The following is a 25138-nucleotide window of genomic DNA, read 5'->3' on the forward strand; positions in this document are numbered from 1 at the left end:
GTATGGTGTCGAGTCGTGATTTGTACAAGGCGGTCGCGGCCTTTCACCACACTAGCGGCTCGGCGCTTCTCAGTGCCCCCTCAGCGATCTCCCGTCGCCAGGCGTTCGATCAGCGCCTGCAACTCCCGTACATGCGTCAGCCGGTACACGCCTGACAGGCTCGCCGGTAGCCCCACGTCACGTTTGTCGATCCAGGCCACCCGCATGCCCAGGCGCTGAGCCGGCAGTACGTCTTCATCCCAGGAATCTCCCACATGCAGCGCCTGGGCGGGCGTCGCCTGCAGGCGTGACAGGGCGGCCAGGAAGGGTCGGGCATCGGGCTTGGGGGCCTGCAGCTCGCCGGCGGCGATGCGCACCGGGAAGTGATGCGCCAGGGGCAGCCGGTCCAGATCGACATTGCCGTTGGTCACGGCGGCGAGGCGAAACTGCGTGCCCAGTCGCGTGAGCAGCGGCTCGACCTCGGGGTAGGGGGTCAGGCGATGACGCAGGGTCATGAACTCTTCCATGGCGGCGGTGGCCCAGCGCCGGGCCTCGGCCGCCTCCAGCCCATATTCGATCAGCAGCTCATAGAGGCTCTGCTGGCGAATCCAGGTGAAGTCGCCCCGCCGAAGCGGATTGCGCGTGGCCAGCTCGCCGCGGCGTTGCTGATAGGCGGTCAGCGGGAAGCGCTCGCCGAAGCGCCCCAGAGTGCCGAGCCGGGCGCCGTGCCAGGTGGTCAGGGCCGCGTCGAGCCAGGCGTAGTGGCCGGTCTCGGTATGGGCCATGACCTGGCCGTTGTCCCACAGGGTGTCATCGAGATCGAAGGTCAGGGCCGTGAGCGGCCGGGCATGGGTCATGGGAGTCCCTCGTCGGACGGCGGGCGGCGCCGCGCCCGCGGGTGAGCGGCATCATAGCTGGTGGCCAGGTGCTGCCAGTCGAGGCGGGTGTAGACCTGAGTTGTCGACAGGTGGGCGTGGCCGAGCAGCTCCTGCACCGCGCGCAGGTCCTGGCTGGATTCCAGCAGGTGACTGGCGAAGGAGTGGCGCAGCCGGTGCGGGTGCAGGTGCTCGGCGAGGCCGCGCTCCCGGGCGAGTGTCGCGAGACGTAGCTGAATGGCGCGATGACCGAGCCGCGCGCCTCGCCGGCTAACGAACAGGGCGGGCTCTCCGCCTGCGGCCCACTGACCGCGGACCTCGAGCCAGGCGGCCAGGGCCATGGCGGCGCGTCGCCCTACCGGTACCTGACGGGGCTTACCGCCCTTGCCGACCACCCGCACCCGGGCGGACTCGAGATCGGTGAGATCCAGCGCGGCCAGCTCGGCCAGGCGCAGGCCGCTGGAATACAAAAGCTCCAGCATGGCCTGGTCGCGCCGCGCCAGCGGGCTCTCGTCATGGGGGGTGTCCAGGAAGTGCGCCAGCTGGTCGACATCCACCGGGCGTGGCAGGTGCTGGGGCTGGCGCGGCGAGGCGGTCAACGCGACCGGGTTGTGGGCGAGCACGCCGTCGCGTCTCAGTGCCTCGGCGAAGCGCGACAGGGCCGCCCGGCGCCGGGCGAGGCTCCTCGGTGCCAGCCCACGACTGCGTTCCTGGCCAAGGAAGCGGCGCACCATGCCCGCATCCAGCGCCGACCAGGAGGCGAGCCCGGCGTCCTCGGCGAAGGCGCGAAAGCGGGCCAGGTCGCGCCGATAGGCATCCACGGTGGCCGGGCTTGCATGGCGTGCCAAGGTCTCGAGGAAGGCCGTCAGCGGCGCCTCGAGGCCCGGCTCAGGCATGGCGGGGCGGTTCATGAGGTGGTGGCGCGTGGCGGACCAGCAGTCGGGCCACCACCTCGCCCAGGTATTCGGTGAACAGGGTGTCGAGGCTCGCCTTGAAATGATCCGGGTCGGGGCTCGCCAGTACCAGGTAGCCCAGCGGCTCGCCCAGGGCCAGGCGGGCCAGGGCGCAGGAGCCGCCCTGGCCGGATGCCTGGGCATGGGGCAGCAGGCGCTTCCAGTCGGTGGCCGAGAGGCGCGTACAGCGGCTGGCGCGGCCATCGAGCAGCGCCGAGAGGCGCGCCTCGGCGGCGCTGTCGAGCACCTGGCGCGGCGCCTGGGGCGGGGTGGCTTCGCCGTCGCTCAGGCTCGCTGGGCTCCACAGCGCTACCGTCGGCGTCTGGAAGCGCTCGCTGAGCTCCCGGGCCAGTGCCTGGCCCAGGTCATCGTTGCTCTCGGTCTCCAGCAGCGCCAGCACCAGTTCCCGGGTGCGCCGGTACTGAGCCTCGTTGTGGCGCGCCGAGTCCAGCAGCGTCTCGAGGCGCCATTCGGCGGTCTCGGCGCGGCCGCGCAGGTCGTGAACCAGGCGCTCGAGCAGCGAGGTGGCACCCCGGGCCTCCGGGTGCGGCACCTTGAGCTGCTGCAACAGGCCCTCGCGCCCCTCGAAGAAGTCCGGGTGGCGCGCCAGCCAGTGGGCGACCATCTCCGGGTCCAGGGTCTGGCGCGGTTCGGGGATCTTGGCACCGGCCATGGGGCACTCCTTCTGTCGTCACGTTTCGCCATGCTCGTCTTGCCAGCCCATCGGGATGGCGGCGCGGGATCAGCTTAGCGCGACCCGTCCGTCGAAGACACGCACCGCCGGCCCGGTCATGACCAAAGGCGCATCAACGCTCGGCCAGGCGATGGTCAGGTCGCCGCCGGGCAGGTGCACGGTGACCGGGCTCTCGAGCCGGCCCTGGCGGATGCCGCAGGCCACCGCCGCGCAGGCGCCGGTGCCGCAGGCCAGGGTCTCGCCGCTGCCGCGCTCGAAGACCCGCAGGCGGATCTCGTGGGGCGAGACCACCTGCATGAAGCCTGCGTTGACTCGACGCGGGAAGCGCGGGTGGGCTTCGATCGCCGGCCCCAGGCGGGCAACTGGCGCCGTGTCGACGTCCTCGACCGCGAGCACCGCATGGGGGTTGCCCAACGAGGCCACACCGATCTCCAGCGTCTCGCCATCGACATCGAGGCGATGGCGCAGCCGGTCCTCGTCGGCCTCGAACGGCAGGCTCTGGGGTGTGAAGCGCGGCACGCCCATGTCGACGCTGACCCGGCCGTCGCTCTCGACCTTGAGGGTCAGGGGGCCGCCGCGGGTCTCGACCCGGATCTCGTGCTTGTGGGTCAGGCGCTGGTCGCGTACGAAGCGGGCGAAGCAGCGGGCGCCGTTGCCGCAGTTCTCCACCTCGCTGCCGTCGGCGTTGAAGATCCGGTAGCGGAAGTCCATGTCCGGGTCCAGCGGCGGTTCGACGATCAGCAGCTGATCGAAGCCGATGCCGAAGTGGCGATCGGCCAGCTCACGGATCTGCTCGTCGCGCAGCCGGGCCCGCTGGGTGATCAGGTCGACGACCATGAAGTCGTTGCCGAGCCCGTGCATCTTGGTGAAATGCAACAGCATCAGCATGCCTCCGGGCCATCGGGAAGCAGCGCCTCGCCGGTCCACAGCTCTTCGATGTGCTCGCGGCGGCGCACCAGGTGCATCGCCTCGCCGTCGACCATGACCTCGGCGGGGCGCGGACGGCTGTTGTAGTTCGAGGCCATCACGAAGCCGTAGGCGCCCGCCGAGCGCACTGCCAGCAGATCGCCCGGGGCGATGGCCAGCTCGCGCTCCTTGCCGAGGAAGTCGCCGGTCTCACAGACCGGGCCGACCACGTCATAGGTGGCGCTCTCGCGAGCCTGGCGGGTGTCCACCGGCAGGATCGCCTGCCAGGCCTGGTAGAGCGCCGGGCGGATCAGGTCGTTCATGGCCGCGTCGACGATGGCGAAGTTCTTGGTCTCGCCGGGCTTCAGGAACTCGACCCGGGTCAGCATCACCCCCGCGTTGGCGGCGATCGAACGGCCCGGCTCGAACAGCAGGGTCAGCGAGCGGCCGCCGTGGCTGGCCAGGCGCTCAAGCAGTGCGGAGGCATAGGCGAAGGGCTCGGGCGGACGCTCGCCCTGGTAGGGCACGCCGAGGCCGCCGCCGAGATCCAGGTGCTCGACTCGGATGCCACGCTCCTCGAGGCGACCCAGCAGGACCAGCAGGCGGTCGAGGGCATCGAGGAAGGGGGCGAGTTCGGTGAGCTGGGAGCCGATATGGCAGTCGACGCCGACCACCTCGAGGTGGGGCAGGGCGGCGGCGCGCTCGTAGGCGGCCAGGGCCTCGTCCACCGGGATGCCGAACTTGTTGTCCTTGAGACCGGTGGAGATATAGGGATGGGTGCCGGCGTCGACGTCGGGATTGACCCGCAGCGACACCGGCGCCACCTTGCCGAGCCGGCCGGCGACGGCGTTGAGGCGCTCGAGTTCGGGCAGCGATTCGACGTTGAAGCACTTGATGCCGAGTTCCAGGGCTCGGGCCATCTCGTCTTCCTGCTTGGCGACGCCGGAGAACACCACCTTGGCGGGGTCACCGCCGGCAGCGATCACGCGCTCGAGCTCGCCCCGGGAGACGATGTCGAACCCGGCGCCGAGGCGGGCCAGCACGTTGAGCACGGCCAGGTTGGAGTTGGCCTTGACCGCATAGCAGATCAGGTGCGGATGGCTGCCCAGCGCCTCGGCGTAGGCGCGGAAGTGCCGCTCCAGGGTGGCCCGGGAGTAGACGTAGCAGGGCGTGCCGAAGCGCTCGGCGACCGTGGCCAGGGGCACGTCTTCTGCGTGCATCACGCCGTTGCGGTAGTCGAAATGATCCATGCTCAGCTCTCGTCTTCGGGTGCGTCGGGGGCGGCGTCGTCGCGAGTCTCGCCGCCGGGCGAGACGGCGGCGTCATTGGTGGCGCGGTCTGCGGGCAGGTACAGCGGGCCCTTCTGACCGCAGCCGGCGAGCAGCAGGGCCGCGAGCGCGAGGGTTGGCAGGGCGCGCATCTCGGTTCTCATCTCAGCCCTCGCTCCGTAGGGCGGCCAGGGCCTCGCGGGCACGCTGGGCGGCGGCGCGGACCTGATCCGGGGCGGTGCCGCCGATGTGGTTGCGGGCGGCCACCGAGCCCTCCAGGGTCAGCACCTCGAAGACGTCGTCGCCGATGATGTCGGAGAACTGCTTGAGCTCATCGAGGGTCATCTCGGACAGGTCCTTGCCTTCCTTGAGCCCGAAGGCCACCGACTGACCGACGATCTCGTGGGCATCGCGGAAGGCCACGCCCTTGCGCACCAGGTAGTCGGCGAGGTCGGTGGCGGTGGAGAAGCCCTTGCGCGCGGCTTCATACATGCTGTCGGCCTTGGCCTCGATGGCCGGCACCATGTCGGCGAAGGCCTTGAGGCAGCCCTGGACGGTGTCGAGGGTATCGAACAGCGGTTCCTTGTCTTCCTGGTTGTCCTTGTTGTAGGCCAGCGGCTGCGACTTCATCAGAGTCAGCAGGCTCATCAGGTGGCCGTAGACACGCCCGCTCTTGCCGCGTACCAGCTCCGGCACGTCCGGGTTCTTCTTCTGCGGCATGATCGAGGAGCCGGTGCAGAAGCGGTCGGGCAGGTCGATGAAGTCGAACTGGGCGCTGGTCCACAGCACCAGTTCCTCGCTCATGCGCGACAGGTGCATCAGCAGCAGGCTGGCGAAGGAGGTGAACTCGATGGCGAAGTCGCGATCGCTCACGGAATCCAGGCTGTTCTCGCTGGGCCGCTCGAAGCCGAGCAGCTCGGCGGTGACGTGACGGTCGATGGGGAAGGTGGTGCCGGCCAGTGCCGCGGCGCCCAGCGGCATCACGTTGACGCGCTTTCGGCAGTCGAGCAGGCGCTCGTGATCCCGGGCCAGCATCTCCTGCCAGGCCAGCAGATGGTGGCCGAAGGTCACCGGCTGAGCGGTCTGCAGGTGGGTGAAACCGGGCATGATGGTGTCGGCTTCACCGGCGGCCAGCTCGATCAGCCCTTCACGCAGGCGGCCAAGCTCGGCGCTCACCGCGTCGATCTCGTCGCGCAGGTAGAGGCGGATATCGGTGGCGATCTGGTCGTTGCGCGAGCGCCCGGTGTGCAGCTTCTTGCCGGTGATGCCGATCTTCTCGGTCAGTCGCGCCTCGATGTTCATGTGCACGTCCTCGAGCTTCACCGACCAGGCGAAGCGGCCCTCGGCGATTTCCTGCTCGATCTCGCCAAGGCCCGCGAGAATGGCGTCGCGCTCCTCGGTCGTCAGCACGCCGACCCGCTCGAGCATGGTGGCGTGGGCGATGGAACCGCGGATATCGTGATGATAGAGGCGCTGGTCGAAATCCACCGAGGCGGTGAAACGCTCGACGAAGGCATCGGTGGGCTCGCTGAAGCGACCGCCCCAGGACTGATTGGTAGACGTCGTCATCGGACTGGCAATCCCGCTGTGAAGTAGCATGAGAGTATGACTCCGGAGTGTACCAGAGTCGGCGGGGCTGGCCACGCCGCCCCTCGCCCCCCGCCGGGTGCGCCGAGGGGCGCATTTTTCCTGCCCCGGCGGGTGCTTTATGATGTCGATATTGCCGGCGTGGGCCCCTCGCCCCGCCACCGCCCCGATTGGAGATCGCTGTGTCCGCCACGACATCCCTACGCATCGCCACCCGCAAGAGTCTCCTCGCCCTCTGGCAGGCCGAGCATGTGCGTGACCGCCTGATGGCCCTGCACCCCGGGCTCGAGGTCGAGCTGGTCGCCATGTCCACCCGCGGTGACAAGATCCTCGACACACCGCTGGCCAAGGTCGGCGGCAAGGGCCTGTTCGTCAAGGAGCTCGAGGACGCCATGCTCGACGGTCGCGCCGACATCGCCGTGCACTCGATGAAGGACGTTCCGATGCACTTCCCGGAGGGGCTGGGACTGTCGGTGATCCTCGAGGGCGCCGAGCCCACCGATGCCTTCGTCTCCAACCACTACGCCTCGCTTGCCGAGCTGCCCGAGGGCGCTCGCGTCGGCACCTCGAGCCTGCGGCGCGGCCTGCAGGTGCGCGAGGCGCGCCCGGACCTCGAGGTGCTGAGCCTGCGCGGCAACGTCCAGACGCGGTTGCGCAAGCTCGACGAGGGGCAGTTCGATGCCATCATTCTCGCCACCTCCGGCCTCAAGCGGCTGGGGCTTCAGGACCGCATCGCCCAGGACATGCCGCCCGAGATCAGCCTGCCGGCCTGCGGCCAGGGGGCGCTCGGCATCGAGTGTCGTACCGACGATGCCGAGCTGGTGCGGCTACTGGCGCCGCTGGACGACCCCGATACCGCCGCCCGGGTGCGCGCCGAGCGCGCCATGAACACCCGCCTCGAGGGCGGCTGCCAGGTACCGATCGGTGGTCATGCGGTCTTCGAGGACGGCGGCCGCACCCTGTGGCTGCGTGCCCTGGTGGGTAACCCCGAAGGCACCGAGGTGCTTCGCGCCGAGGGGCGGGGCTCGGCGGAAGAGCCCGAGGCGTTGGGCATCCGCGTCGCCGAGGACCTGCTCGAGCAGGGTGCCGGCGATATCCTCGCCCGAGTCTACGGCGACGCCTGATGACGATGCTGCCGCGGGTGCTGATCACCCGCCCCGGTGAGCGGGCCAGAAGCCTTGCCGCCTCGATCGAGGCCATCGGTGCTGTGCCCGAGCCCCTTGAGGTGATGCGGCTGGAGGCGCTGCCCGAGACGCCCGAGCAGCGCGGCGTCTGGTTGGACATCGACCAGTTCCGGCGCGTGGTGGTGGTCAGCCCCTTCGCCGCCGAATGTCTGGCCGAGGCACTCGATCGCTACTGGCCTCAACTGCCGGTGGGCGTCGATTTTTATGCGGTAGGCGCCGCCACCGCCGCTATCCTGCAGGAACGGCTCGGCGTTCGCGTCCACGTGCCGGTGAGAAACGAGGTCGGAGCAAGGCACGCATCAGGGGCGCAAGCGCAGGGCGATACCAGCGAGGCGCTGCTGGCGCTGCCTTCGCTGCAGGTGCTTAATGAGCAGAAGGTGCTGGTGGTGGCCGGCGAGGGCGGCCGGCCCCTGCTGGCGGAGACCCTGGCGGCGCGGGGCGCTCGCCTGACCCGCCTGGCGGTCTACCGGCGCCTGCTCCTGACGCCCGAGGCGAGCATGCAGCAGCGATTGGCCTCCGGCGACTACGCCGCGCTAGTGGTGAGTAGCGGCGAAATCCTCGAACATCTGGCAGGATGGTGCCAACCGGCAGCGTTGAACCAACCGCTAATCGTGTCCAGTCAGCGCTTGGTTACACTGGCAGGCAGCCTGGGTTTCGCGCGGTGCCGCGCGGCCGCGGGCGCCACGCCAGACGCTCTGGCGGCGGAAGTCGCCAGGGCCTGCCAACTGGATGGTGCCGATGTCGATCATGACGATCTTGAAAAGGGCTAGCGACAGATGAGCAAGCAATCACACGATCAGGACGAACCGCAGCAGGCGCCGGGCACTTCCGCCTCGGCCGCCGCTGCTCCGAATGACACCTCATCGTCGGGCGCCGCGTCGTCGACCGCAGAGGCGTCGGAGGCCGGCTCATCGGGCGCCTCCAGTGCGAGCGAGGCAGGCAAGCCCAGCAACCGGGGGCGGCCTCGCGGACGTCGCGGCGGCAAGGGGCGCCACCCGAGCCCTCGCGACAGTGCGTCGTCCGAGGCCGCGACCGACACGGCCGCGGCGAGTGCCGGTGCCGACCGGCCGGCCGCCAGCAAGAGCGCTGATAGCGGGCTCGCCGAGGCCAAGAGCCCGGAAAGCAGCAAGGGGGCTGAGAGCCAGAGCCCCGATAGTCAAAGCTCCGCTACTAAGAGCCCCGAGAGCAAGAGCCCTGAGAGCAAGGCGTCCGGTGACAAGAGCGCCGGCGCGAGTGGAGGGGCCAAGGCCTCGACCGGCGCGTCACCCTCAAGCGCGTCGGCCGCCACGTCATCGGCCTCCAAGACATCTTCTTCCAAGACATCCTCCGCCACCCCTTCCTCCGCAGGGAAGGGGGCGTCCGGTGGCGCGGCCGAGACGTCGACGTCGGACGGTAACGGTGGCGGACGCAAGGCAGGCATCGTCGCCCTGGTGCTGGTGATCCTGCTGGCCGTGGGCGTGGTGGTGGCCGGCTGGTTTGGCTGGCAGCGCCTCGAGCAGCAACAGCAGCGTCTGGCCCAGGTCGAGTCCAACCGCGAGGCGGTGAGCGCGCTAGAGACGCGCTTCGAAGAGGCCGAGCAGGCCCGCGCCTCGGCGCTGGATGAGGCCGTGGCGAGCGTCGAGGGGGAATTCTCCGACTATCGCAGCGAGGTCGACCAGACCCTGGATCGCGTGCTCGAGGAGCTCAACAGCCAGCAGCAGACCGACGAGCGGGAGTGGCTGCATGCCGAGGTCGCCTACCTGCTGCGCCTGGCCAACCAGCGGCTGCAGCTCGAGCGCGACGTGGGCGGCGCCATGGCCCTGCTCGAGACCGCCGATACGCGCCTCGGCGAGGCCAACAACCCGGCGCTGTTGCCGGTGCGCCGGGCCGTCGCCGAGGAGCTGGCCAAGCTGGATGCGGTGCCGAACGTCGATCGCACCGGCCTCTACCTGTCTCTCAACGCCCAGCAGGAGCAGCTGGCCGAGCTGCCGCTCAAGCAGGACGTGGCCGAGATCGCCGCCGAGGGCAGCATCGAGACGCCGCCCAGCGGCGACTGGCAGCAGCAGCTTGAGCGCTTCGGCAGCGAGCTCAAGGATCTGGTCACGGTGCGTCGCCATGAGCAGGCGCTGGAGGCCCTGATCACCCCCGAGCAGGAATCCTACCTGCGCCAGAACGTGCGCCTGGTGCTCGAGCAGGCACAGCTGGCGCTGCTCAAGGAAGAGCCCGAGCTTTACCGGGCCAGCCTCGACAAGGCCGTGACCCTGATCGAAGGCTACTACAATACCGAGCGCGAAGGCGTGCAGGCCTCCCTGGCGCGGCTTGGCGAGCTGCGCGAGGTCACCATCCGTCCCGAGCTGCCGGACATCAGCGGTTCCCAGCAGGCCATGGCGCATTTCATCGAGAAGCGCTTCGAGGCCGGTGCCCAGGGAGGTGACGCATGAGGAAGCTGATCCTGCTGATCGTCCTGGGGCTGGCCGTCGGCGCCCTGTTCGGCCAGCTGATGCAGTCGCTGCCCGGCTACTGGCTGGTGCGGGTCGGCGACACCTCGGTGCAGACCTCCTTCTGGTTCGGCCTGGTGCTGCTGCTGGCGGTCTTCCTGGTGCTGCACTTCGCCCTGCGCCTGCTGATGCGTATGCGTCGCCCGGTGAGTCGCCTCAAGCTGTGGAGCAGCCGCAATCGCAACCGCAACGCCATGCGCCGCACGGTGCGCGGCCTGGTGGCCCTGGCCGAGGGACGCTGGAAGCGGGCCGAGAAGTCGCTGGTCAAGGCGGCCGATGATTCCAGCACGCCGCTGGTGAATTACCTGTCCGCGGCTCTGGCGGCCCACTATCAGGGCCGCTACGAGCAGGCGGACACCTTGCTCAAGCGGGCCCATCTTTCCACCGAGGGCGCCGATACCGCGGTGGGCATGGTGCAGGCGCAGTTGATGCTCGATCGCCAGCACTACGAGGAAGCCCTGGCGACCCTGACGCGTCTCGACAAGCAGCTGCCCGACCATCCGCAGATCCTCAAGCTGCTCAAGCAGGCCTACCTGAGCGTCAGCGACTGGGACGGCCTGCGCCGGCTGATGCCGCGGCTCGCCAAGCACCAGCTGATCGCCGAGGACGAGCGTCAGCAACTCGAACAGCGTGCCTATCGCGAGCTGATCCTGCAGGCCTCGCGCAATCCCGATGACATCGAGCGGGTGCGCAACCTGTGGGCCGACATGCCCGATCATCTGCGCAGCAATATCGAGCTGGTGGGGCTGTATGCCGAGGCGCTGGTGCGCGGCGGCGAGGAAGGCATCGCCGAGCGCCTGTTGCGTCATTCGCTGAAGGATCACTGGGATTCGCGGCTGGTGATGCGCTACGGGTTGCTCAATGTCGATGCGTCCCGCCAGCTGGTGTATGCCGAGAAGTGGCTGCAGGAGCGTCCCAACGACCCCGACCTGCTGCTGACCCTGGGCCGGCTTTCGCTGCGCAACGCCTACTGGGGCAAGGCGCAGGAATACTTCGAGTCCAGCCAGCGCCAGCGCCCCAGCGGCGTGGTCTGCGCCGAACTGGCGAGGCTCTTCGCCAACCTTGGCGAGCACAACAAGAGCCAGCTCTACTATCGCCAGAGCGTCGAGCTGCTCGACCGCTCGCTGCCGGCCCTGCCCCAGCCGAGCGATGCCAATCGCTGAGGCGACGTCTGATTTGCTCTTCCGGGCGCCCTTGTGGCGCCCTTTTTTGTGTGCCTGACCCGTCCTGAATAGAGTTGGTGAGCGTCGAGGGCCCTACCGCGGGGGCGTGCCGAGGCTGTTCTCTTCCTGCCATGCACCGTGGGCCGGTTCCGCAAGGCGAGCACGCCGGTCGGCGGCGAACGGGGCGTCTGTGCGTACTTCGTTCCCCTTAGGCAGCGTCGAGAGGTGCCGCCAGGGCGGGTGCCGTCGAGGGGGAGGGGTCGAGTGGTCGGACACAAAAAAGGGCCGCCCGATGGCGGCCCTGAAGGGATCCGGGGACGTCGGCCCGCGGATCAGGTCTCGTCGTTCTCGCCCCGGTAGTCCACCGCCGGGATCGAGCGTTCGTCACTCTTCAGCGGCTCGGCGTCGTCGGCCGAGGCGTCCTGCGTCTGCGTGGCGCGCTGGCTGGCGCGGCCCTCGAGCACGCGGACGTTGCCGGCCGGCGCCGAGCCGTCCTTGTCCTCGCCGAAGTACAGCGTGGTGTGCGGGAAGGGAATCTCGATGCCTGCCGCGTCGAAGTGCATCTTGACCAGCCGGTTGTAGGCGCGACCGGTGGCCCACTGGGTGCCCGGTGTGGTCTTCAGACGCACGCGGATGTTCACCGAACTGTCGGCCAGGGCGACCACCCCGGCGACTTCCAGCGGAGCCAGCAGGTTCTGCTTGTGGTCGTCGCTGGCGGCCAGTTCCTCGAAGGCTTCCTTCAGGCACTCGATCGCCTCATCGATGCTCTCGCGGTAGGCGATGCCATATTCGCCGACGTGATAGGCGAACTCGCGCATGTAGTTGGACACGGTGTCGACGCTTGAGAAGGGCACGATGTGGTAGGTGCCGGACAGATCACGGATGCCCACCGAACGAATGCTCAGGCGCTCCGCGGTGCCGGTGACGCCGCCCACGGTGACCACGTCGCCGGTGTTCATGGCGTTCTCCACCTGGATGAACACCCCGGTGATGATGTCCTGCACCAGCTTCTGGGCACCGAAACCGATAGCCAGACCCAGCACACCGGCACCGGCGATCAGCGGGCCGATGTTGATGCCGATCTCGGACAGCACAACCATCACCGTCATGGCGATGATGGTAATGGCCAGGGCGTTGCGGAACAGGCTCAGCAGGGTCTGGGCGCGGGCCGTAGGCTCGCCGTCGCCGGTCTCCGGGTTGAGGCGATGCTCGATCAGGCTGGCCAGCCCCACCCACAGGGCCATGGCCATGGTCACGATCACCAGCACGCTGATCACCTTGGCGACCAGGCCGCGGCCCAGGTCGGTGGCGTACCAGCCGCCCAGGTCGAAGAGGCCCCAGGCGCCGGCGGTGATCATAACCACCACGATCAGGATCAGCGCGCGGATCACCCGCAGCAGGTTGGGCACATAGGCGTTGAGACGGGTCTCCAGAAGCGGCAGCTTGCGCTTGAGATCCTCGGACAGGTGGATGCGCCGGCCGATGGTCTGCGTCAGCAGGCGAGAGAGCAACATGCCGGCACCGACCACGGCTAGCGTCTGCAGGGTCGCCAGCATGACGAAGGGCAGGGCGTCCTCCGGGCGGGTGAAGGTCAGCACCAGCACCATCAGGAAGTAGGCGATCGCCAGCAGGTGCCAGATCCGCGCGAACAGCTTCAGGGACACCCGGGTGGCGGCCATGCTGGCCTTGGCGGCCTGGGCATCGAGGCCATCACGCAGGCGCTGGCGGTTCTTGAGCACCACGCCCACAGCATACACGAAGGCGCCGAGCATGATCAGGGTGCCCATGCCCTGACCCAGGGCGGGTGACAGGTAGTAGTTGAGTAGCGGGACCACCACCATCAGGCCGTAGCCCACCAGGCCGATCAGCCGGGCGAGCCAGCGGTTCCAGTAGCTGGCCTCGGTGGCCGTGATGGGCAGCAGGCGCAGGCCCTCGTAGCGTGAGGCGAACAACATGCGCACCCCGGCCTTGAGCAGCTCGATGATCAGGAAGGCATTCAGGAACAGCGAGGCCCGGGTCGAGAGCTCGCCGCTCTCGCCGATGGCGAAGGTGGCCAGCAGATTGCCACCCACGTAGGCCAGCGCGACCACCAGCACATCGATGACGGCGGCGATGGCCACCGCCACCACCAGGCGCAGCACGGGGGTCATGCCCTGGCCGCTCAGAGACCAGCGACTGGTGGCGTCGAAGGCCGGCCGTGCCAGGCGGCGGAAGACGAAGAACAGGGCAATGGTGGCAGCGATCACCAGGCCAAGGTTCAGGGCCGCCGAGGTGAAGGCGGCCATGTCGAAGGCCTGGCCGGGGCCTGTGCCCTTAAAGAGTCCGCCGAGGGCGCTTGCGAGCCCCTCGAGCTGGCTGCCGATCTGACTGGCGATGGTGCTGGTCAGTTCGGCCAGCTGGCGCGGCAGTGAGGCGGCGTCGGCCTGCTGGCCGCTCGGCGCCGCCTCGGCGGCCGACGACGTGGCGCTGTCTACGGTCGAGGCGGCAGCGGCCTGACCATTGGCCGCCAGGTCACGCAGCTGTCCTATCAGCTGGCTGCGGGAGGCCTCGTTCTCGAGCAGATCCGCGAGGGTCGAATAGGCGGGCCCGTCAGCGGGAGGGCCCTCTTGGGCCTGGGTCGGCAGGCCGACGAGCATTAGTGCCGTCAGCAGCCAGGCCATCAGGGGTAGCAGTCTCGATCTCTGCACACGTGCCTCCATGTCATGTTTTGGTCGGGGTGAAAGGCGCTCGGGGCGCTTTGCCTGGCATCACAGCATGCGGCGATCTCCTGCCACAAGTCCTTTCCTGTCATGCCGGGGCCATGTCGTTTCGGTACAAGGGGCTCGGGCATCGAGCCCCCCTAAAGCCGGCGGAGTCCTTCAGCGCTGCGCTTTAGTTGTACAGATATTGTACATGTAGTGCGTTATAGTGCACCATGCTAACAGAAGTCGTCGACGCAGGAAGCGTGCGGCAGGTCATCAGGAGGTAGGCGGTATGTTGGAGGTTCGACTGGAGCTGGAATGCTCGCTCTGTGGGGCCCAGCACTTTCGCATTCCCACCGGCGAGACGGATCAGGCGATGGTCAGCTGCGCGCGTTGCCATAGCGTCACGTGCCGGGCAGACGACCTGGAGTGGCGCATGGCCGAGGCCAGCGCGATGCGCCGGGAGGCCATCAGGCAGGCCGGCTGAGGACGTGAGCCGCCCCCGGCTACGGATGTTTGGCAAGCAGGCAGTACCCTAGCAGTATCTTTGACCACCCTTGGTCGGGTGGTCTTTTTATGGCTGTCAGTTTATGGCTGGCCCGGACCGTCGCGAGGCCAGCGACTGTGTACTGGCCCCGGCTATTTGATGTCCTCGTAGGGTACCGTCGACGAGTCTTCGTCGCAGACCGGGTCGGTCAGAAAGGTCTTGTCGACGTCCAGCACGCCGAGGTGGCTGATGGTGCGGCGACCGAGCAGCAGCGGATAGTTCATCTCGCTGCGATCGCGCAGGCTGAAGTCTTCCTCGTAGAGCGTGTCGCCCAGGCAGATCGTCATGATGACGGTGGGGCGGCGGGAGGTGCCGCCGGCGCCGCGCAGCAGCAGGTTGCGATTGACCGGCCGCTCGAGGCGCTTCTCGAGCATCTCGCCGGTGTCCTCGTCTTCGAGCGCGAGGCGAAAGCGCACCCATTCCTCGCCGTCCTTCTCGAAACGCTCGATGTCGCGGGCATCCAGCGACGAGGTCAGGGCGCCGCTGTCGAGCTTGGCCTTCACCTCGACGCCCCAGGGCTCGACGAGCGCCTTCTCGACCCAGCCGAAGACCGGCCTGTCGGTGGTGTCCTGCGCCAGGGCGGGTGTCAGGGTGGGAGTGGCCAGCAAGGCGACCAGGGACAGGCGACGGATCAATGCCAACATTGAGCCTCCTCGGTGGGGGTCTAGATGCGGTGAGAGTATTGGAACAGGAGATGGTTCCACTGACGGCGCCCGAGGGCAAGCCTCGGGCCCTGGCCGGCAAGCGGCCCACCCTCGGCAGGGGAAGGAAGCCAGGGCCTCGCTCTTGGAAGAACGGGCCCTGCCCGGTCTTGCCTAGACCGGTCTCGTGTGTAGCCCTTTCTCGCTAGGCGGAGGTCGTCAGAACGCCCTGCAACTGGTCCAGGGGCATGGGCCTGGCCAGCAAATAGCCTTGGAAGATGTCGCAGCCGAAGCGGGTCAGGTACTGCAACTGCTCCTCGGTTTCCACGCCTTCGGCGACTACCTCGAGCCCCATGTGGTGCGCCATCGAGAGCGTGCCCTGCACGATGGCGCGGTCGCTTTCATCCACCGCCAGGTCGCGGATGAAGCTGCGGTCGATCTTGATCTTGCTGACCGGCAGCTGCTTCAGGTAGCTCAGGCTGGAGAAGCCGGTGCCGAAATCATCGATGGCCACGCCGACGCCCAGCTCGCGCAGGGCATGCAGGATCGAGATGGCCACGTCCTGATCTTCCATCAGTACGCCCTCGGTGACCTCCAGTTCGAGCCAGTGGGGCGGAATCCGATGCGCCTCCAGACGCTGCTGCAATTGATTCAGGAAGTTCGGGCGCTGGAATTGCATGGGAGACAGGTTGATCGCCACGCGGCTGTTTCGGGCGCTGAGCTGACGCAGGCGCGGCAGATCCCGGCAGACCTGGGTCAGTACCCAGTCGCCGATGGGCACGATCTGGCCGGTGATCTCCGCCACCGGGATGAAGCTGGCCGGCGAGATCGGGCCCTTGACCGGATGCTGCCAGCGGATCAGGGCCTCGTAGCTCAGCACTTCACCGGCACGATTCATCAGGGGCTGATAGTGCAGCGAGAACTGCTCCTGCTCGATGGCCTCCTGGATATCCTTGCGCAACTCGACCCGCCCGGAGGACGACTGGCCGGGCTGATAGCGATACCAGTGGGCGGTGTTGCCGCCTTGTTTCTTGGCCGCGTACATGGCGCCGTCGGCCCGCACGATGAGCTGCTCCGGATGCTGTAGTGATATCTCGCGACTGGAGGCCATGCCGATGCTGGCCGAGAGGCGGAAGGCGTGATCGTCGATCTGATAGGGGCGCGAGAGCGCGGCCAGCACCCGCTCCACGATCGCCTGTGCCTGGCGCTCGTGCGCAAGGTCCGGTAGCAGCACCAGGAATTCGTCGCCACCGAAGCGTCCCAGGGTATCGTCGGGCCGCAGCGCCTCGCTAAGCCGCTCGGCGACGGCCATCAGCAGACGGTCGCCCATGGCATGCCCGAGGGTGTCATTGATCGGCTTGAAGTCGTCGAGATCGATGAACAGCACCACCAGCAGTGTGTCCCCCTGCCGGGCACGCTCGGCCTCATGGCACAGGCGCTGCTCGAACATGGTCCGGTTGTAGGCGCCGGTGAGGCTATCATGACTCGCCTGGTGAGCCAGCGTCGCCTGATCGGCGATGCGCTGAGAGACGTCGCTGATCACGCCGATGTAGTGGGTGAGCTCGCCCTGGTCGTTGCGGACCGGCGAGATGTGCAGGTCATTCCAGAACGGCTCGCCGTTCTTGCGGTAGTTGCAGAGGGTTACCTGCGTGTCCCGCTCGGCGGCCAGCCCGCGCCGAAGCTCCTCGACGGCCTCGGGGGCGGTATCGGGGCCCTGCAGGAAGCGGCAGTTGCGGCCCTTGATCTCCGCGTTACCGTAGCCGGTGATGCGACTGAAGGCATGGTTGGCGAAGATGATCGGCATGTCAGGCAGGGTCGCGTCGACGATGATCACGCCATTGACGCTGGCCTCGACGCTGCGTTCGAGGACCCGCAGCCGGGTTTCATCCGCCTTGTGCGCGGTGATGTCCTTGGCGATACCGAAGACCCCGGTGATACGGTCCCCCGTCAGCATGGGAATGGCGGTGACATCCAGCGCATGGCGCTCGCCCTGTGCATCCCGGCTCTGCAGTTCGTAGCGCAGGGCGTGGCCGTCCCGGGCACTCTCGAATAGCGCCTGCCCCTGAGACATGTCGGTGCTCTCGACGAAGCACGAGAAATGCTGGCCCAGCATCTCGTTGGTCGGCACCCCGGTGAGCTCGGCGGCCCGCGGGTTCAGGCTCAGGAAGGTGCCGTCCAGGTCCATCGAGAAGACCGCATCTGGATGGTGGGTGAACAGGGAGCGGTAGCGCTGCTCGCTGTCGACCAGGGCCTGACGGTCTCGGTGCCGTTCGATGGCCAGCACGACGAGGTCGGTGGCCTTGATGGCCAGCTGGCGCTCCTCGTCGTCGGGGACGCCGGGCGTGGTGCGGTAGAGCGCCATAGTGCCCAATACCTGCCCGCTGGACGCCACTAGGGGGAAGGACCAGCAGGCGGCAAGCCCGTGGCGTTGCACTAGCTCGCGATACTGCTCCCAACGCCGATCGGTCGCCAGTTCCTCGCAGATGACCGGCTTTCGCGTATGGGCGGCGGTGCCACAGGCGCCAATGCCCGGGCCGATCTCGACCGACTTGAGCTGTTCCAGGTAGCCGCGAGGCAAGCTGGGGGCGATGGCGTCCTTAAGGACGGTCTGGGTGTCATTGCACAACATGATCGAGCAGTAGACCCCCGGCAGCTGACGCTCCAGCATCCGGCAGACCGTCTCCAGGGATGTTTCACAGGCACTCTCCCTGGCGATCAGCGACTGCGCTCGATACTGCAGCTGAAGTTGCTGGTGGGTGTGATCCAGCTGGCGTGCCCGCGTCTGACTCAGTCGCATGAGGCCGAAGCTGAAGGCCAGCAGGTAGCTCAGGATCAGGCTGCCGGCCCCTACCCCGGTGGAGAGCAGCGCCGACGCCGACCAGGGAGATGGCGGGCCCCCGAAGAGGGTCATGCCCAGGACATGGCCACACGCAAAGTCGATGTCACGTGTGGCCAGCGGCTGCAGTGCCCCGGGGCTCGCCTCGTGCTCATGATCCCCGGGCGCCACCTCGGCCACGGTCACCCCATCCTGGCTCAGGTGCAGGTCATGGTCGAGCAGTTCGGGGTGCAGTGCCCCGGTCAGCAGGAGGTCGATATCCACTCGGGCGATCAGCCGACCCGGTGCCTGGGCCGGAAGCATGATCGAAATGAAGGCTTCCAGCGGTCGGGTCGGGTCGAGGAAGACCCACTTGATCGTTTCCTCTTGTGTCAGCAGCCGCTGCCGCATGTCATCGTCGAGGCTGGTTTCCAAGCGTGTCAGCGCCGCGACGTCTCGCGCCCGATGCCAGCTCAGTTCTCCCTGGCCGTCGATGAAGGCGAGCCCCTGCAGGCCCAGGTGATCCCGCAGGTAGCTGTCGGCCTCCTGAGTCTGCAGCGAGGCGTCGGGCAGGCCGCCCAGCACCGCCCAGCGCTCGGCCATGCGCTGCATCAGCTGTTCATGGCGACCGATGACCGTCTCACTGGTCAGCTCGATCACGTCCGCGACATGGCCGGCCTGCCGGGCTTCGACCCGGTGCTGCTGCCAGCCGATCAGCAGCCAGCCGAGCGCGCTCAGGGTGACGCCAATCACCGCCACATCCCGATGCCGCCGACTGAGCGCCAGGGGGAGGCGCGGCTGGTTGTCGGCCACATAGCGCATGGCCAGCCCGAAAGACAAAAGGAAACCGCTCGGCAGGGAGGCGCTCAGCTCCTTGAGCTCGCGCCAGAGGCCGTGGTGTTCGAGGGACAGGTCCACCAACAGAGTCACCAGCCCCACCCCGAAGAGGCCGCCACCGATGGCCTTGAAGAGGCCTCGCCGGAGAGTGCCTCGCACGCCAAGCCCCAGGCTGGCGGTGAGCATTAGCACCAGGACGGCCGGGGCAATGCCATGCATGGCATGTTCCGCGTCGAGGCGTGGCGCGGTGATGCCCATCGATTCCGCCAGCAGGGCCAGGGCGAACCCTGCCAGCAGTATCGACAGGCTTCGCCGCCACATCAGGTGCTGCTGGACGAGGGCCAGCAGGCCAAGCCCCGCCAGCAGGCTGAATAGCGCACTGCTCAGGGTGATGCGCAGACCGATCGGCAGATGAAGCTCCAGCCCCAGCAGGCTGAAGAGGGTCCCGAGCCCCCCGATGGCGATGCTGCCGGTGATCAGGACCACCAGTGCGGTATCCCCGGCGAGGTGATGGTGTTTGGTTGAGGAATCCATGACGAGGGCACCGATGAAAGATGAGCAGCGGAGGTTATTAATACTTTTTCGGCAATATTGCCATAACCTAAAGGAAGGAATAGCCGGTGTGGCACCAGAATAGGGCGATTTCGACCAAAGGAGAGGTCGTCTGCCTGCTCCCGGTCAGGGGGCGGGAGATCAAGGGGCTCGGCGAAGGCAGAAAATCGAGGTGTGAGTGACGCCGTCTTGGTCAGGGCGCTTTCAGCGTGGCAGGGTCGCATCGCGAATGCGATCAAGCGTCCAGACACAAGAAAGGGGCCCGAAGGCCCCTGTTCATGCGGTTTCTGGTACTTCTTGGAAGGTCCGGAAACCTGTTGTTGGTGGAGGCGGCGGGAATTGAACCCGCGTCCGCCGACACGCGCTCTTCGGCTCTACATGCTTAGATCCGTCTTTTGATTTAACGGGCCTGGCTCCGACGGGCAGGATCCAGTACCGCGATTCTTCTAAAGTTTAACGCTTGGCGGGAAGACGCCACCAACCGCGATCCCATTATTTTTGGCTCTTATCCCGTCCGTCACGAATGGGCACGTAACTTCTGGGCCAGGCTAACAACTAACAGCTATTAAGCTGCCAGTGCGCCCTGAGCGTAGTTGTCGTCGTTTGCGACTATTTAGTCGTGATGTTGGATTTACGAGATACATCACGCTCTCGGCATGCACCTAGGAGGTTGTCATCGGCGTCGAAGCCATGTCGCCCCCGTGGAACTCTTTCAGTTTAACAGGTGGGGCCGCCACTGCGCCAGTTCAAGGGCGGCTCGCCATGAAAAGAAGGTCGACCTACTTGGCGTCGCGCAGGATGCGCGCCTTCTGGCGGTTCCAGTCGCGCTCCTTCTCGGTGGCCCGCTTGTCATGCTGCTTCTTGCCCGTCACCAGTGCCAGCTCGCACTTGATCAGGTTCTGCTTCCAGTACAGCTTCAGGGGCACGCAGGTGTGGCCCTTGTCCTGGGTGCGCGAGAAGATCTTGGCGATCTCCTTGCGGTGCAGCAGCAGCTTGCGAGTCCGGGTCGGGTCGGCCAGCTCATGGGTGCTGATGGTATTGAGAGGCGTGATGTGACTGCCCAGCAGCCAGGCCTCGCTGTTTTTGATCAGGATGTAGGTGTCGGTGAGCTGAGCCTTGCCCGCGCGCAGACTTTTCACCTCCCAGCCAGACAGGGCCAGACCGGCCTCGAAGGTCTCATCGATGTGGTACTCGAAGCGTGCCTTCTTGTTCTGGGCGATGACGTTGCTGCTGGGGCCCTTGCTCTTGCCTTTCTTGTTGGCCATGGAACCTCTGTCTCGATATGCCTGGGTGTTCGCTTCACCGCTTTGGATGGTAGGTGGGGGGAAGCGTGATACCATTCAAGGCCTGACGAATTAACCGCTCATGATACGCCCAAGCCCCTGTAAAGTCAGCGGAGAGGTAGATGCCAACGGTCAATCGGTCCGCCCTGGTGCGGCACTCCCCCCAGGCGATGTTCGACCTGGTCAATGATTTCGAACGCTACCCGGAGTTCCTGCCGGGGTGTCGACGGGCCCGCCTGATCGAATCCGACGAGGCGCACCTGGTCGGCGAGCTGACCCTGGCCAAGGCCGGCGTCGAGCAGAGCTTCACCACCCGCAACGACTTGTACAGTCCCGAGCGCATCGAGCTGTCGCTGGTCCAGGGGCCGTTTCGCCGCCTGCGCGGACGCTGGCTGTTCACGCCGATGGGCGAGCAGGCCTGCAAGGTGAGCCTGGAGATGGAGTTCGAGTTCGCCAACCGGCTGCTGGGTATGGCCTTCGGTAAGCTCTTCCAGCAGGTGGCCGGGCAGCTGGTCGAGTCCTTCTCGCGTCGCGCCAACGACCTCTACGGCAGCGATGGACGCTACTGATATCACCGCGACGGGGGCCGCCCCGTCGATTCGGGTCGAGGTGGCCTACGCGCTGCCGAACCGCCAGAAGATCGTCACGCTTGAGGTGCCGGCCGGCACGAGTGCTCGCCAGGCGGTAACGATGGCGAAGCTTGAGCGCTACTTCCCAGAGGTGCCGGCTCAGGAATTTTCCGAGGCGGATCTCGGAATCTTCGGCAAGGCGCTGCGGGACCCGGAGGGGCAGGCGCTGCGGGAAGGCGACCGGGTCGAGGTCTATCGGCCGCTGAAGATCGATCCCAAGGCTGCCCGGGCCGCGCGGGCGGCCAAGGCCGCGAAGTCGCGTTGAGGCGCCGGGGTGGCCTTGGCTGATCAGGCCCGCCGGGTTACTCGATCGGCGTGCTCACCGTAGACGTTCCACCCGGCTTGAGCGGCGCCGCATCGGATTCCGACATCGTCTCGGGTTCCGACTTCTCAGGGCCCATGCCCGGTTGGGCGGTGAAGTCCAGCGGCTTGTCGAGATCGCCGCTCGCGCGGATGTCGGTCAGGCGATTGTTATCGAAGCTCAGGGTGACGCGGCGCTTGTCGATGCCGCCGTAGGCCTTGTCGAGGCGGAACAGGTAGTCCCACTCATCGCCGTCGAAGGGCGCCTCGAGCAGCGGGCTGCCCATGATGGCCTTGACCTGGCTGCGGCTCATGCCCGGCTGCAGTTGGCTCACCGCTTCCTGGGTGACCAGGTTGCCCTGCACCAGATCGCGCTTGTAGACGCCCAGATAGCTGCACCCGGTGACCAGCGTCAGGGTCAGCGAAAGGGTGACCATTTTCATCAACTTTTGCATTTGCGCCTGTTCTTCACTATCGTGGATTCGGTCGATCATACCCGACCCTACACGTTACTGCGAAGAGCAACCATGGCCGACCAGAACCATGAACTGCGCAAGGCTGGCCTCAAGGTCACACTGCCGCGCGTCAAGATCCTGCAGATCCTCGAGAATGCCCCCGAGCAGCATCACCTCAGCGCCGAAGACGTCTACAAGGCGTTGCTGGACGCAGGTGAAGATGTAGGGCTGGCCACCGTCTATCGCGTCCTGACTCAGTTCGAGTCCGCGGGCCTGGTGGTGCGCCATAACTTCGATGGTGGCCACGCCGTCTTCGAGCTTTCTCATGACGAACACCATGACCATATGGTGTGCCTGGAGAGCGGCGAGATCGTCGAGTTCTACGACGAGCAGATCGAGCGTCGCCAGCAGGAGATCGTCGATGAGCATGGCTACGAGCTCGTCGACCATGCGCTGGTGCTCTATGTGCGCCCCAAGGGCTCCAAGGCCACGCGCCAGGAAGGCAACAAGAAATAGTCCCGTAGGAATAGTCTCGCCTGCGCGCCTTGATGCGACAGATTCCACGACAACGCCGGCCCCTCGGGGCCGGCGTTGTCGTATCTGAGTGATGGGTCGTAACGGGGTGCTGGGTGGGGTCGTCTGGCGCTAGTGATGCGGGCGCTGGCTGGCATCGAGCATTTCCCGGGCGTGAGCCAGGGTGCGTTCGGACAGGTTGACGCCGCCGAGCATGCGGGCGAGTTCGCTGATGCGGCCCCCTTCATCCAGCAGCGCCATGCGCGTCTGGGTGGTATCGCGTTTGGCCTGCTTCTCGATATGCAGGTGCTGGTGCGCCTGGGCGGCGACCTGGGGCAGGTGCGTCACGGTCATCACCTGACCGCTGGCACCGAGCCGCTTGAGCAGCTGGCCGACGATCTCGGCGGTGGCGCCGGAGATGCCCACGTCGACCTCGTCGAAGACCAGGGTGGGGATCGTCGAGTGGCTGGCGGCCACCACCTGGATGGCCAGGCTGATACGCGACAGCTCACCACCGGAGGCGACCTTGGTCAGCGCCCGCGCCGGCTGCCCTGGGTTGGCGCTGATCAGGAACTGCACGCGATCGAGGCCATCCGGCGTCGGGTTGGTGCGCTCCTCGATGGCGACCTCGAAGCGGGCCTTGCCCATGGCCAGGAAGGCGAGCTGTCCCTGTACCTCCTTGCCGAAGCGCTTGGCCGCCTTGTGGCGCGCCTCGCTGACCTCCTTGGCCTGTGCCCGCCATTCCTCGCGCAGCGCCTCGACCTCGGCGGAGAGCGTCTCGATATCGTGCTCGCCCCCGTCCAATCCTTCTAATTCCTGGCGCAGCCGCTGATGCAGGGCGGTCAGTTCCTCGGGCATCACGTGGTGCTTGCGGGCGATGCGGTGCACCTCGCCGAGACGCTGGTCGACCTGGGCCAGGCGCTCGGGGTCGAGCTCGGTGGCGTCGGCGAAGCGGGCTAGTTCTCGGGCGGCTTCCTCGATCTGGATGCGCGCGCTGTCGAGCATGCCGAGGGCCTCGGCCAGGGCGCCCTTCTCGCTGCCGGGCAGGGGAGAGAGGTGGCTCATGGCCTGGTTGAGCAGGGTCAGGGCGCCGCCTTCGTCGTTCTCGCAGCATTGGCTTGCGAACTGACTCTCGCGCAGGTGTTCCTCGGCATGGGCGAGGCGCTCCTGTTCTTCCTCGAGCTCGGCAAGCTCGCCCTCGGCCAGCGCCAGCTGGTCGAGCTCCTCGACCTGATAGCGCAGCAGCTGGCGGCGGGCCTGGATCTCGTCGCCGTCTTCGGCGAGGCGCTTCAGGCGCCGACGGCTCGCCTGCCAGGCACGGAAGGTCTCGGCCAGTTGGGTCACGGCGGGACGGTGGCCGGCGAAGTCGTCGAGCAGGCGCAGGTGGGTGTCTTCGTTCAGCAGCGCCTGATGGGCGTGCTGACCGTGGATCTCGATCAGGTGCTCGCCGAGCGCCTTGAGATCGGCGACGGTGGCCGGCTGGCCATTGATCCAGGCCTTGGAGCGGCCTGCCTTGGTGATCACCCGGCGCAGCAGGCAGTCGTCGGCGGGCAGTTCGCGGGTTTCCAGCCAAGCGCGGGCCGCCGGCAGGGCGTTGATGTCGAAGCGGGCGCTCAGGTCGGCCCGCTCGGCGCCGTGGCGCACGCTGCCGGCATCGGCGCGCTCGCCGAGGCAGAGCCCCAGGGCGCCGAGTAGAATCGATTTGCCGGCGCCGGTCTCGCCGGTGATGGCGGTCATGCCGCCGGAAAGCTCCAGGTCGAGGCGCTCGACAATGGCAAAGTCCTGAATGGCAAGCTGCACCAGCATGGCTATCTCCCGCACGTGATGGGTTCTGTCCCGCCGTCTCGCGTCGTGGTCTGTGCGTTTATACAGTAGTCCATGCCCCCCTTCAATCGCCAGCGTCAACGTCGCCACGCCATGCCTTGAGTTCGCCGTGACCATCCCCATATAGGCGGGAGTTCACCCATCCAGTTGACCCATTCAGCTGCCAGGGCGGCCTTGGGCCGCCTTTCGACGTCAGGAGATGCTCATGGCCAAAGAACCCCAGACTCCGTTGGAAGAAGCCGAACTGGAGCAAGCCGCCGCCGAGGGCGAAGTCGAGCCGCAGGAGGCCTCCGAGAGCGCCGAAGTCCAGGCCGAGGCTCAGGCCGACGCCGAGGTCATCGAGAACGCCGAGGCCGACGTGCTGGCCGCGAAGGTCGAAGAGCTCGAGGAGAGCCTGAAGGAAGCCAAGGACCAGCAGCTGCGTGCCGCGGCCGAGGCCCAGAACGTGCGTCGCCGCGCCGAGCAGGATGTCGACAAGGCGCGCAAGTTCGCGCTGGAGAAGTTCGTCAAGGAGCTACTGCCGGTGGTCGACAGCCTCGAGAAGGCGCTGGAGGCCATGGAAGACGGCGCCAGCGACGCCCACCGCGAGGGCGTGTCCATGACCCTGAAGATGCAGATCGACGTGCTGGGCAAGTTCGGCGTCGAGCAGGTCGACCCGCAGGGCGAACCGTTCGACCCGCAGTTCCACGAGGCGCTGACCATGGTGCCTTCCCCCGATGTCGAGCCCAACTCCGTCATCGAGGTGATGCAGAAGGGCTACCTGCTCAACGGTCGCCTGGTGCGCCCGGCGATGGTCGTGGTCAGCCAGGCCGCCGGTTAAGGCCGGGCAGGCGCGCCATGCCGTGGTGCGCCGCCCCCCACGACAGCAAAACAGCACGCGTCGTCAAAAAAAGGGCTTGAAATGATTTCAGCGGCCCCCACATAGACGACAACCCCGCGGCATTTGCCGCGAGTAACGGATCAAAGCAACGACTT

The 25138-nt window shown here is 67.1% G+C and carries 22 protein-coding genes and 1 other RNA gene; 9 read left to right on the forward strand and 14 right to left on the reverse strand.

The genetic code is table 11. The annotated features are described in order from the left end of the window. Positions 1-80: 80 nt before the first annotated feature. The 7 genes from IEJ03_RS00630 to argH form a co-directional block, all read right to left on the reverse strand. Positions 81-836, reverse strand: a complete 756-nt coding sequence (locus IEJ03_RS00630; protein ID WP_192035847.1) for an HAD family hydrolase — start codon at positions 834-836, stop codon at positions 81-83. After that, positions 833-1765, reverse strand: coding sequence for a tyrosine recombinase XerC (locus tag IEJ03_RS00635; RefSeq protein ID WP_242458007.1), 933 nt, complete (start codon positions 1763-1765; stop codon positions 833-835). Before IEJ03_RS00635 ends, IEJ03_RS00630 begins: the two co-directional genes overlap by 4 nt. Next, positions 1743-2480: a DUF484 family protein gene (locus IEJ03_RS00640; RefSeq protein WP_192035848.1), complete on the reverse strand. Its 738-nt coding sequence runs from the start codon at positions 2478-2480 to the stop codon at positions 1743-1745. The genes IEJ03_RS00635 and IEJ03_RS00640 overlap by 23 nt, the downstream gene beginning before the upstream one ends. A 69-nt stretch (positions 2481-2549) precedes the next feature. Beyond that, positions 2550-3383 carry a diaminopimelate epimerase gene (dapF, locus tag IEJ03_RS00645; protein WP_192035849.1) on the reverse strand — a complete coding sequence of 278 codons (834 nt, stop codon included), beginning with the start codon at positions 3381-3383 and terminating at the stop codon, positions 2550-2552. Then, on the reverse strand, positions 3383-4657 hold the full coding sequence (gene lysA, locus IEJ03_RS00650) for a diaminopimelate decarboxylase (protein WP_192035850.1): 1275 nt from the start codon (positions 4655-4657) through the stop codon (positions 3383-3385). Before lysA ends, dapF begins: the two co-directional genes overlap by 1 nt. A gap of 2 nt (positions 4658-4659) precedes the next feature. After that, complete coding sequence (locus IEJ03_RS00655) at positions 4660-4839, reverse strand: lipoprotein (protein WP_242458008.1); 180 nt, start codon at positions 4837-4839, stop codon at positions 4660-4662. 1 nt (position 4840) lies between these two features. Beyond that, entirely contained in the window at positions 4841-6244 is a 1404-nt protein-coding gene (gene argH / locus IEJ03_RS00660) for an argininosuccinate lyase (protein ID WP_192035851.1), read from the reverse strand. Between the two features lie 200 nt (positions 6245-6444). Between argH and hemC the strand changes: the two genes are divergently transcribed. Genes hemC through IEJ03_RS00680 form a run of 4 tightly spaced genes read left to right on the forward strand, consistent with a single transcriptional unit; the run spans position 6445 to position 11086 of the window. Next, a complete protein-coding gene (hemC, locus tag IEJ03_RS00665; protein ID WP_192035852.1) occupies positions 6445-7386 on the forward strand; it encodes a hydroxymethylbilane synthase in 942 nt (313 codons plus the stop codon). A gap of 5 nt (positions 7387-7391) precedes the next feature. Beyond that, positions 7392-8216, forward strand: a complete 825-nt coding sequence (locus IEJ03_RS00670) for a uroporphyrinogen-III synthase (protein ID WP_192037124.1) — start codon at positions 7392-7394, stop codon at positions 8214-8216. Positions 8217-8222: 6 nt separating this feature from the next. Then, a complete protein-coding gene (locus IEJ03_RS00675) occupies positions 8223-9866 on the forward strand; it encodes a uroporphyrinogen-III C-methyltransferase (RefSeq protein WP_192035853.1) in 1644 nt (547 codons plus the stop codon). Further along, positions 9863-11086 (forward strand): heme biosynthesis HemY N-terminal domain-containing protein, encoded by a 1224-nt coding sequence (locus tag IEJ03_RS00680; protein WP_192035854.1) that lies wholly within the window; start codon positions 9863-9865, stop codon positions 11084-11086. Before IEJ03_RS00675 ends, IEJ03_RS00680 begins: the two co-directional genes overlap by 4 nt. A gap of 332 nt (positions 11087-11418) precedes the next feature. Here the strand turns inward: IEJ03_RS00680 and ybiO are convergent, their stop codons facing one another. After that, the gene (ybiO, locus tag IEJ03_RS00685; RefSeq protein WP_202884384.1) at positions 11419-13773 is read right to left on the reverse strand and encodes a mechanosensitive channel protein; all 2355 of its coding nucleotides are present in this window, start codon (positions 13771-13773) and stop codon (positions 11419-11421) included. 286 nt (positions 13774-14059) lie between these two features. On the opposite strand from ybiO, the gene IEJ03_RS00690 reads away from it, so the two are divergent. Further along, entirely contained in the window at positions 14060-14254 is a 195-nt protein-coding gene (locus tag IEJ03_RS00690; protein ID WP_192035856.1) for a hypothetical protein, read from the forward strand. 152 nt (positions 14255-14406) lie between these two features. On the opposite strand, the gene IEJ03_RS00695 is transcribed toward IEJ03_RS00690, so the two are convergent. The 4 genes from IEJ03_RS00695 to smpB all read right to left on the reverse strand — a co-directional run bounded on the left by IEJ03_RS00695 (position 14407) and on the right by smpB (position 20424). After that, positions 14407-14958, reverse strand: coding sequence for an ATP-dependent zinc protease (locus IEJ03_RS00695; RefSeq protein ID WP_192035857.1), 552 nt, complete (start codon positions 14956-14958; stop codon positions 14407-14409). Between the two features lie 202 nt (positions 14959-15160). Beyond that, the gene (locus IEJ03_RS00700) at positions 15161-19141 is read right to left on the reverse strand and encodes an EAL domain-containing protein (protein WP_192035858.1); all 3981 of its coding nucleotides are present in this window, start codon (positions 19139-19141) and stop codon (positions 15161-15163) included. A 339-nt stretch (positions 19142-19480) separates the two neighbouring features. After that, positions 19481-19860: a transfer-messenger RNA gene (ssrA, locus tag IEJ03_RS00705) on the reverse strand. A gap of 78 nt (positions 19861-19938) precedes the next feature. Continuing rightward, on the reverse strand, positions 19939-20424 hold the full coding sequence (gene smpB, locus IEJ03_RS00710; RefSeq protein WP_192035859.1) for an SsrA-binding protein SmpB: 486 nt from the start codon (positions 20422-20424) through the stop codon (positions 19939-19941). Between the two features lie 140 nt (positions 20425-20564). Between smpB and IEJ03_RS00715 the strand changes: the two genes are divergently transcribed. Further along, the gene (locus IEJ03_RS00715; RefSeq protein ID WP_192035860.1) at positions 20565-21011 is read left to right on the forward strand and encodes a type II toxin-antitoxin system RatA family toxin; all 447 of its coding nucleotides are present in this window, start codon (positions 20565-20567) and stop codon (positions 21009-21011) included. After that, positions 20998-21336, forward strand: a complete 339-nt coding sequence (locus IEJ03_RS00720; RefSeq protein ID WP_192035861.1) for an RnfH family protein — start codon at positions 20998-21000, stop codon at positions 21334-21336. Before IEJ03_RS00715 ends, IEJ03_RS00720 begins: the two co-directional genes overlap by 14 nt. A 37-nt stretch (positions 21337-21373) precedes the next feature. Here IEJ03_RS00720 and IEJ03_RS00725 read toward each other — a convergent pair whose 3' ends face one another. Then, on the reverse strand, positions 21374-21826 hold the full coding sequence (locus IEJ03_RS00725) for an outer membrane protein assembly factor BamE (protein WP_202884385.1): 453 nt from the start codon (positions 21824-21826) through the stop codon (positions 21374-21376). A 72-nt stretch (positions 21827-21898) separates the two neighbouring features. Between IEJ03_RS00725 and fur the strand changes: the two genes are divergently transcribed. Then, positions 21899-22342, forward strand: a complete 444-nt coding sequence (gene fur / locus IEJ03_RS00730; RefSeq protein ID WP_192035863.1) for a ferric iron uptake transcriptional regulator — start codon at positions 21899-21901, stop codon at positions 22340-22342. 129 nt (positions 22343-22471) lie between these two features. Here fur and recN read toward each other — a convergent pair whose 3' ends face one another. Beyond that, positions 22472-24145 (reverse strand): DNA repair protein RecN, encoded by a 1674-nt coding sequence (recN, locus tag IEJ03_RS00735; RefSeq protein WP_192035864.1) that lies wholly within the window; start codon positions 24143-24145, stop codon positions 22472-22474. A gap of 223 nt (positions 24146-24368) precedes the next feature. Here recN and grpE point away from each other — a divergent pair, with 223 nt between their 5' ends. Further along, positions 24369-24983: a nucleotide exchange factor GrpE gene (gene grpE / locus IEJ03_RS00740; RefSeq protein WP_192035865.1), complete on the forward strand. Its 615-nt coding sequence runs from the start codon at positions 24369-24371 to the stop codon at positions 24981-24983. The last annotated feature ends 155 nt before the right edge of the window (positions 24984-25138 follow it).

Origin of the sequence: Halomonas sp. YLGW01, from assembly GCF_014840935.1 — a bacterium.
Lineage (GTDB): Bacteria > Pseudomonadota > Gammaproteobacteria > Pseudomonadales > Halomonadaceae > Onishia.

Coding starts and splice junctions, on each gene's coding strand:
- IEJ03_RS00635 (WP_242458007.1), bottom strand. CDS start 1,765: ATGAACCGCCCCGCCATGCCTGAGCCGGGCCTCGAGGCGCCGCTGACG.
- IEJ03_RS00695 (WP_192035857.1), bottom strand. CDS start 14,958: ATGTTGGCATTGATCCGTCGCCTGTCCCTGGTCGCCTTGCTGGCCACT.
- IEJ03_RS00720 (WP_192035861.1), top strand. CDS start 20,998: ATGGACGCTACTGATATCACCGCGACGGGGGCCGCCCCGTCGATTCGG.
- IEJ03_RS00675 (WP_192035853.1), top strand. CDS start 8,223: ATGAGCAAGCAATCACACGATCAGGACGAACCGCAGCAGGCGCCGGGC.
- IEJ03_RS00700 (WP_192035858.1), bottom strand. CDS start 19,141: ATGGATTCCTCAACCAAACACCATCACCTCGCCGGGGATACCGCACTG.
- IEJ03_RS00680 (WP_192035854.1), top strand. CDS start 9,863: ATGAGGAAGCTGATCCTGCTGATCGTCCTGGGGCTGGCCGTCGGCGCC.
- argH (WP_192035851.1), bottom strand. CDS start 6,244: ATGACGACGTCTACCAATCAGTCCTGGGGCGGTCGCTTCAGCGAGCCC.
- recN (WP_192035864.1), bottom strand. CDS start 24,145: ATGCTGGTGCAGCTTGCCATTCAGGACTTTGCCATTGTCGAGCGCCTC.
- smpB (WP_192035859.1), bottom strand. CDS start 20,424: ATGGCCAACAAGAAAGGCAAGAGCAAGGGCCCCAGCAGCAACGTCATC.
- fur (WP_192035863.1), top strand. CDS start 21,899: ATGGCCGACCAGAACCATGAACTGCGCAAGGCTGGCCTCAAGGTCACA.
- IEJ03_RS00715 (WP_192035860.1), top strand. CDS start 20,565: ATGCCAACGGTCAATCGGTCCGCCCTGGTGCGGCACTCCCCCCAGGCG.
- dapF (WP_192035849.1), bottom strand. CDS start 3,383: ATGCTGTTGCATTTCACCAAGATGCACGGGCTCGGCAACGACTTCATG.
- IEJ03_RS00640 (WP_192035848.1), bottom strand. CDS start 2,480: ATGGCCGGTGCCAAGATCCCCGAACCGCGCCAGACCCTGGACCCGGAG.
- IEJ03_RS00690 (WP_192035856.1), top strand. CDS start 14,060: ATGTTGGAGGTTCGACTGGAGCTGGAATGCTCGCTCTGTGGGGCCCAG.
- IEJ03_RS00725 (WP_202884385.1), bottom strand. CDS start 21,826: ATGCAAAAGTTGATGAAAATGGTCACCCTTTCGCTGACCCTGACGCTG.
- grpE (WP_192035865.1), top strand. CDS start 24,369: ATGGCCAAAGAACCCCAGACTCCGTTGGAAGAAGCCGAACTGGAGCAA.
- IEJ03_RS00670 (WP_192037124.1), top strand. CDS start 7,392: ATGCTGCCGCGGGTGCTGATCACCCGCCCCGGTGAGCGGGCCAGAAGC.
- IEJ03_RS00655 (WP_242458008.1), bottom strand. CDS start 4,839: ATGAGAACCGAGATGCGCGCCCTGCCAACCCTCGCGCTCGCGGCCCTG.
- IEJ03_RS00630 (WP_192035847.1), bottom strand. CDS start 836: ATGACCCATGCCCGGCCGCTCACGGCCCTGACCTTCGATCTCGATGAC.
- lysA (WP_192035850.1), bottom strand. CDS start 4,657: ATGGATCATTTCGACTACCGCAACGGCGTGATGCACGCAGAAGACGTG.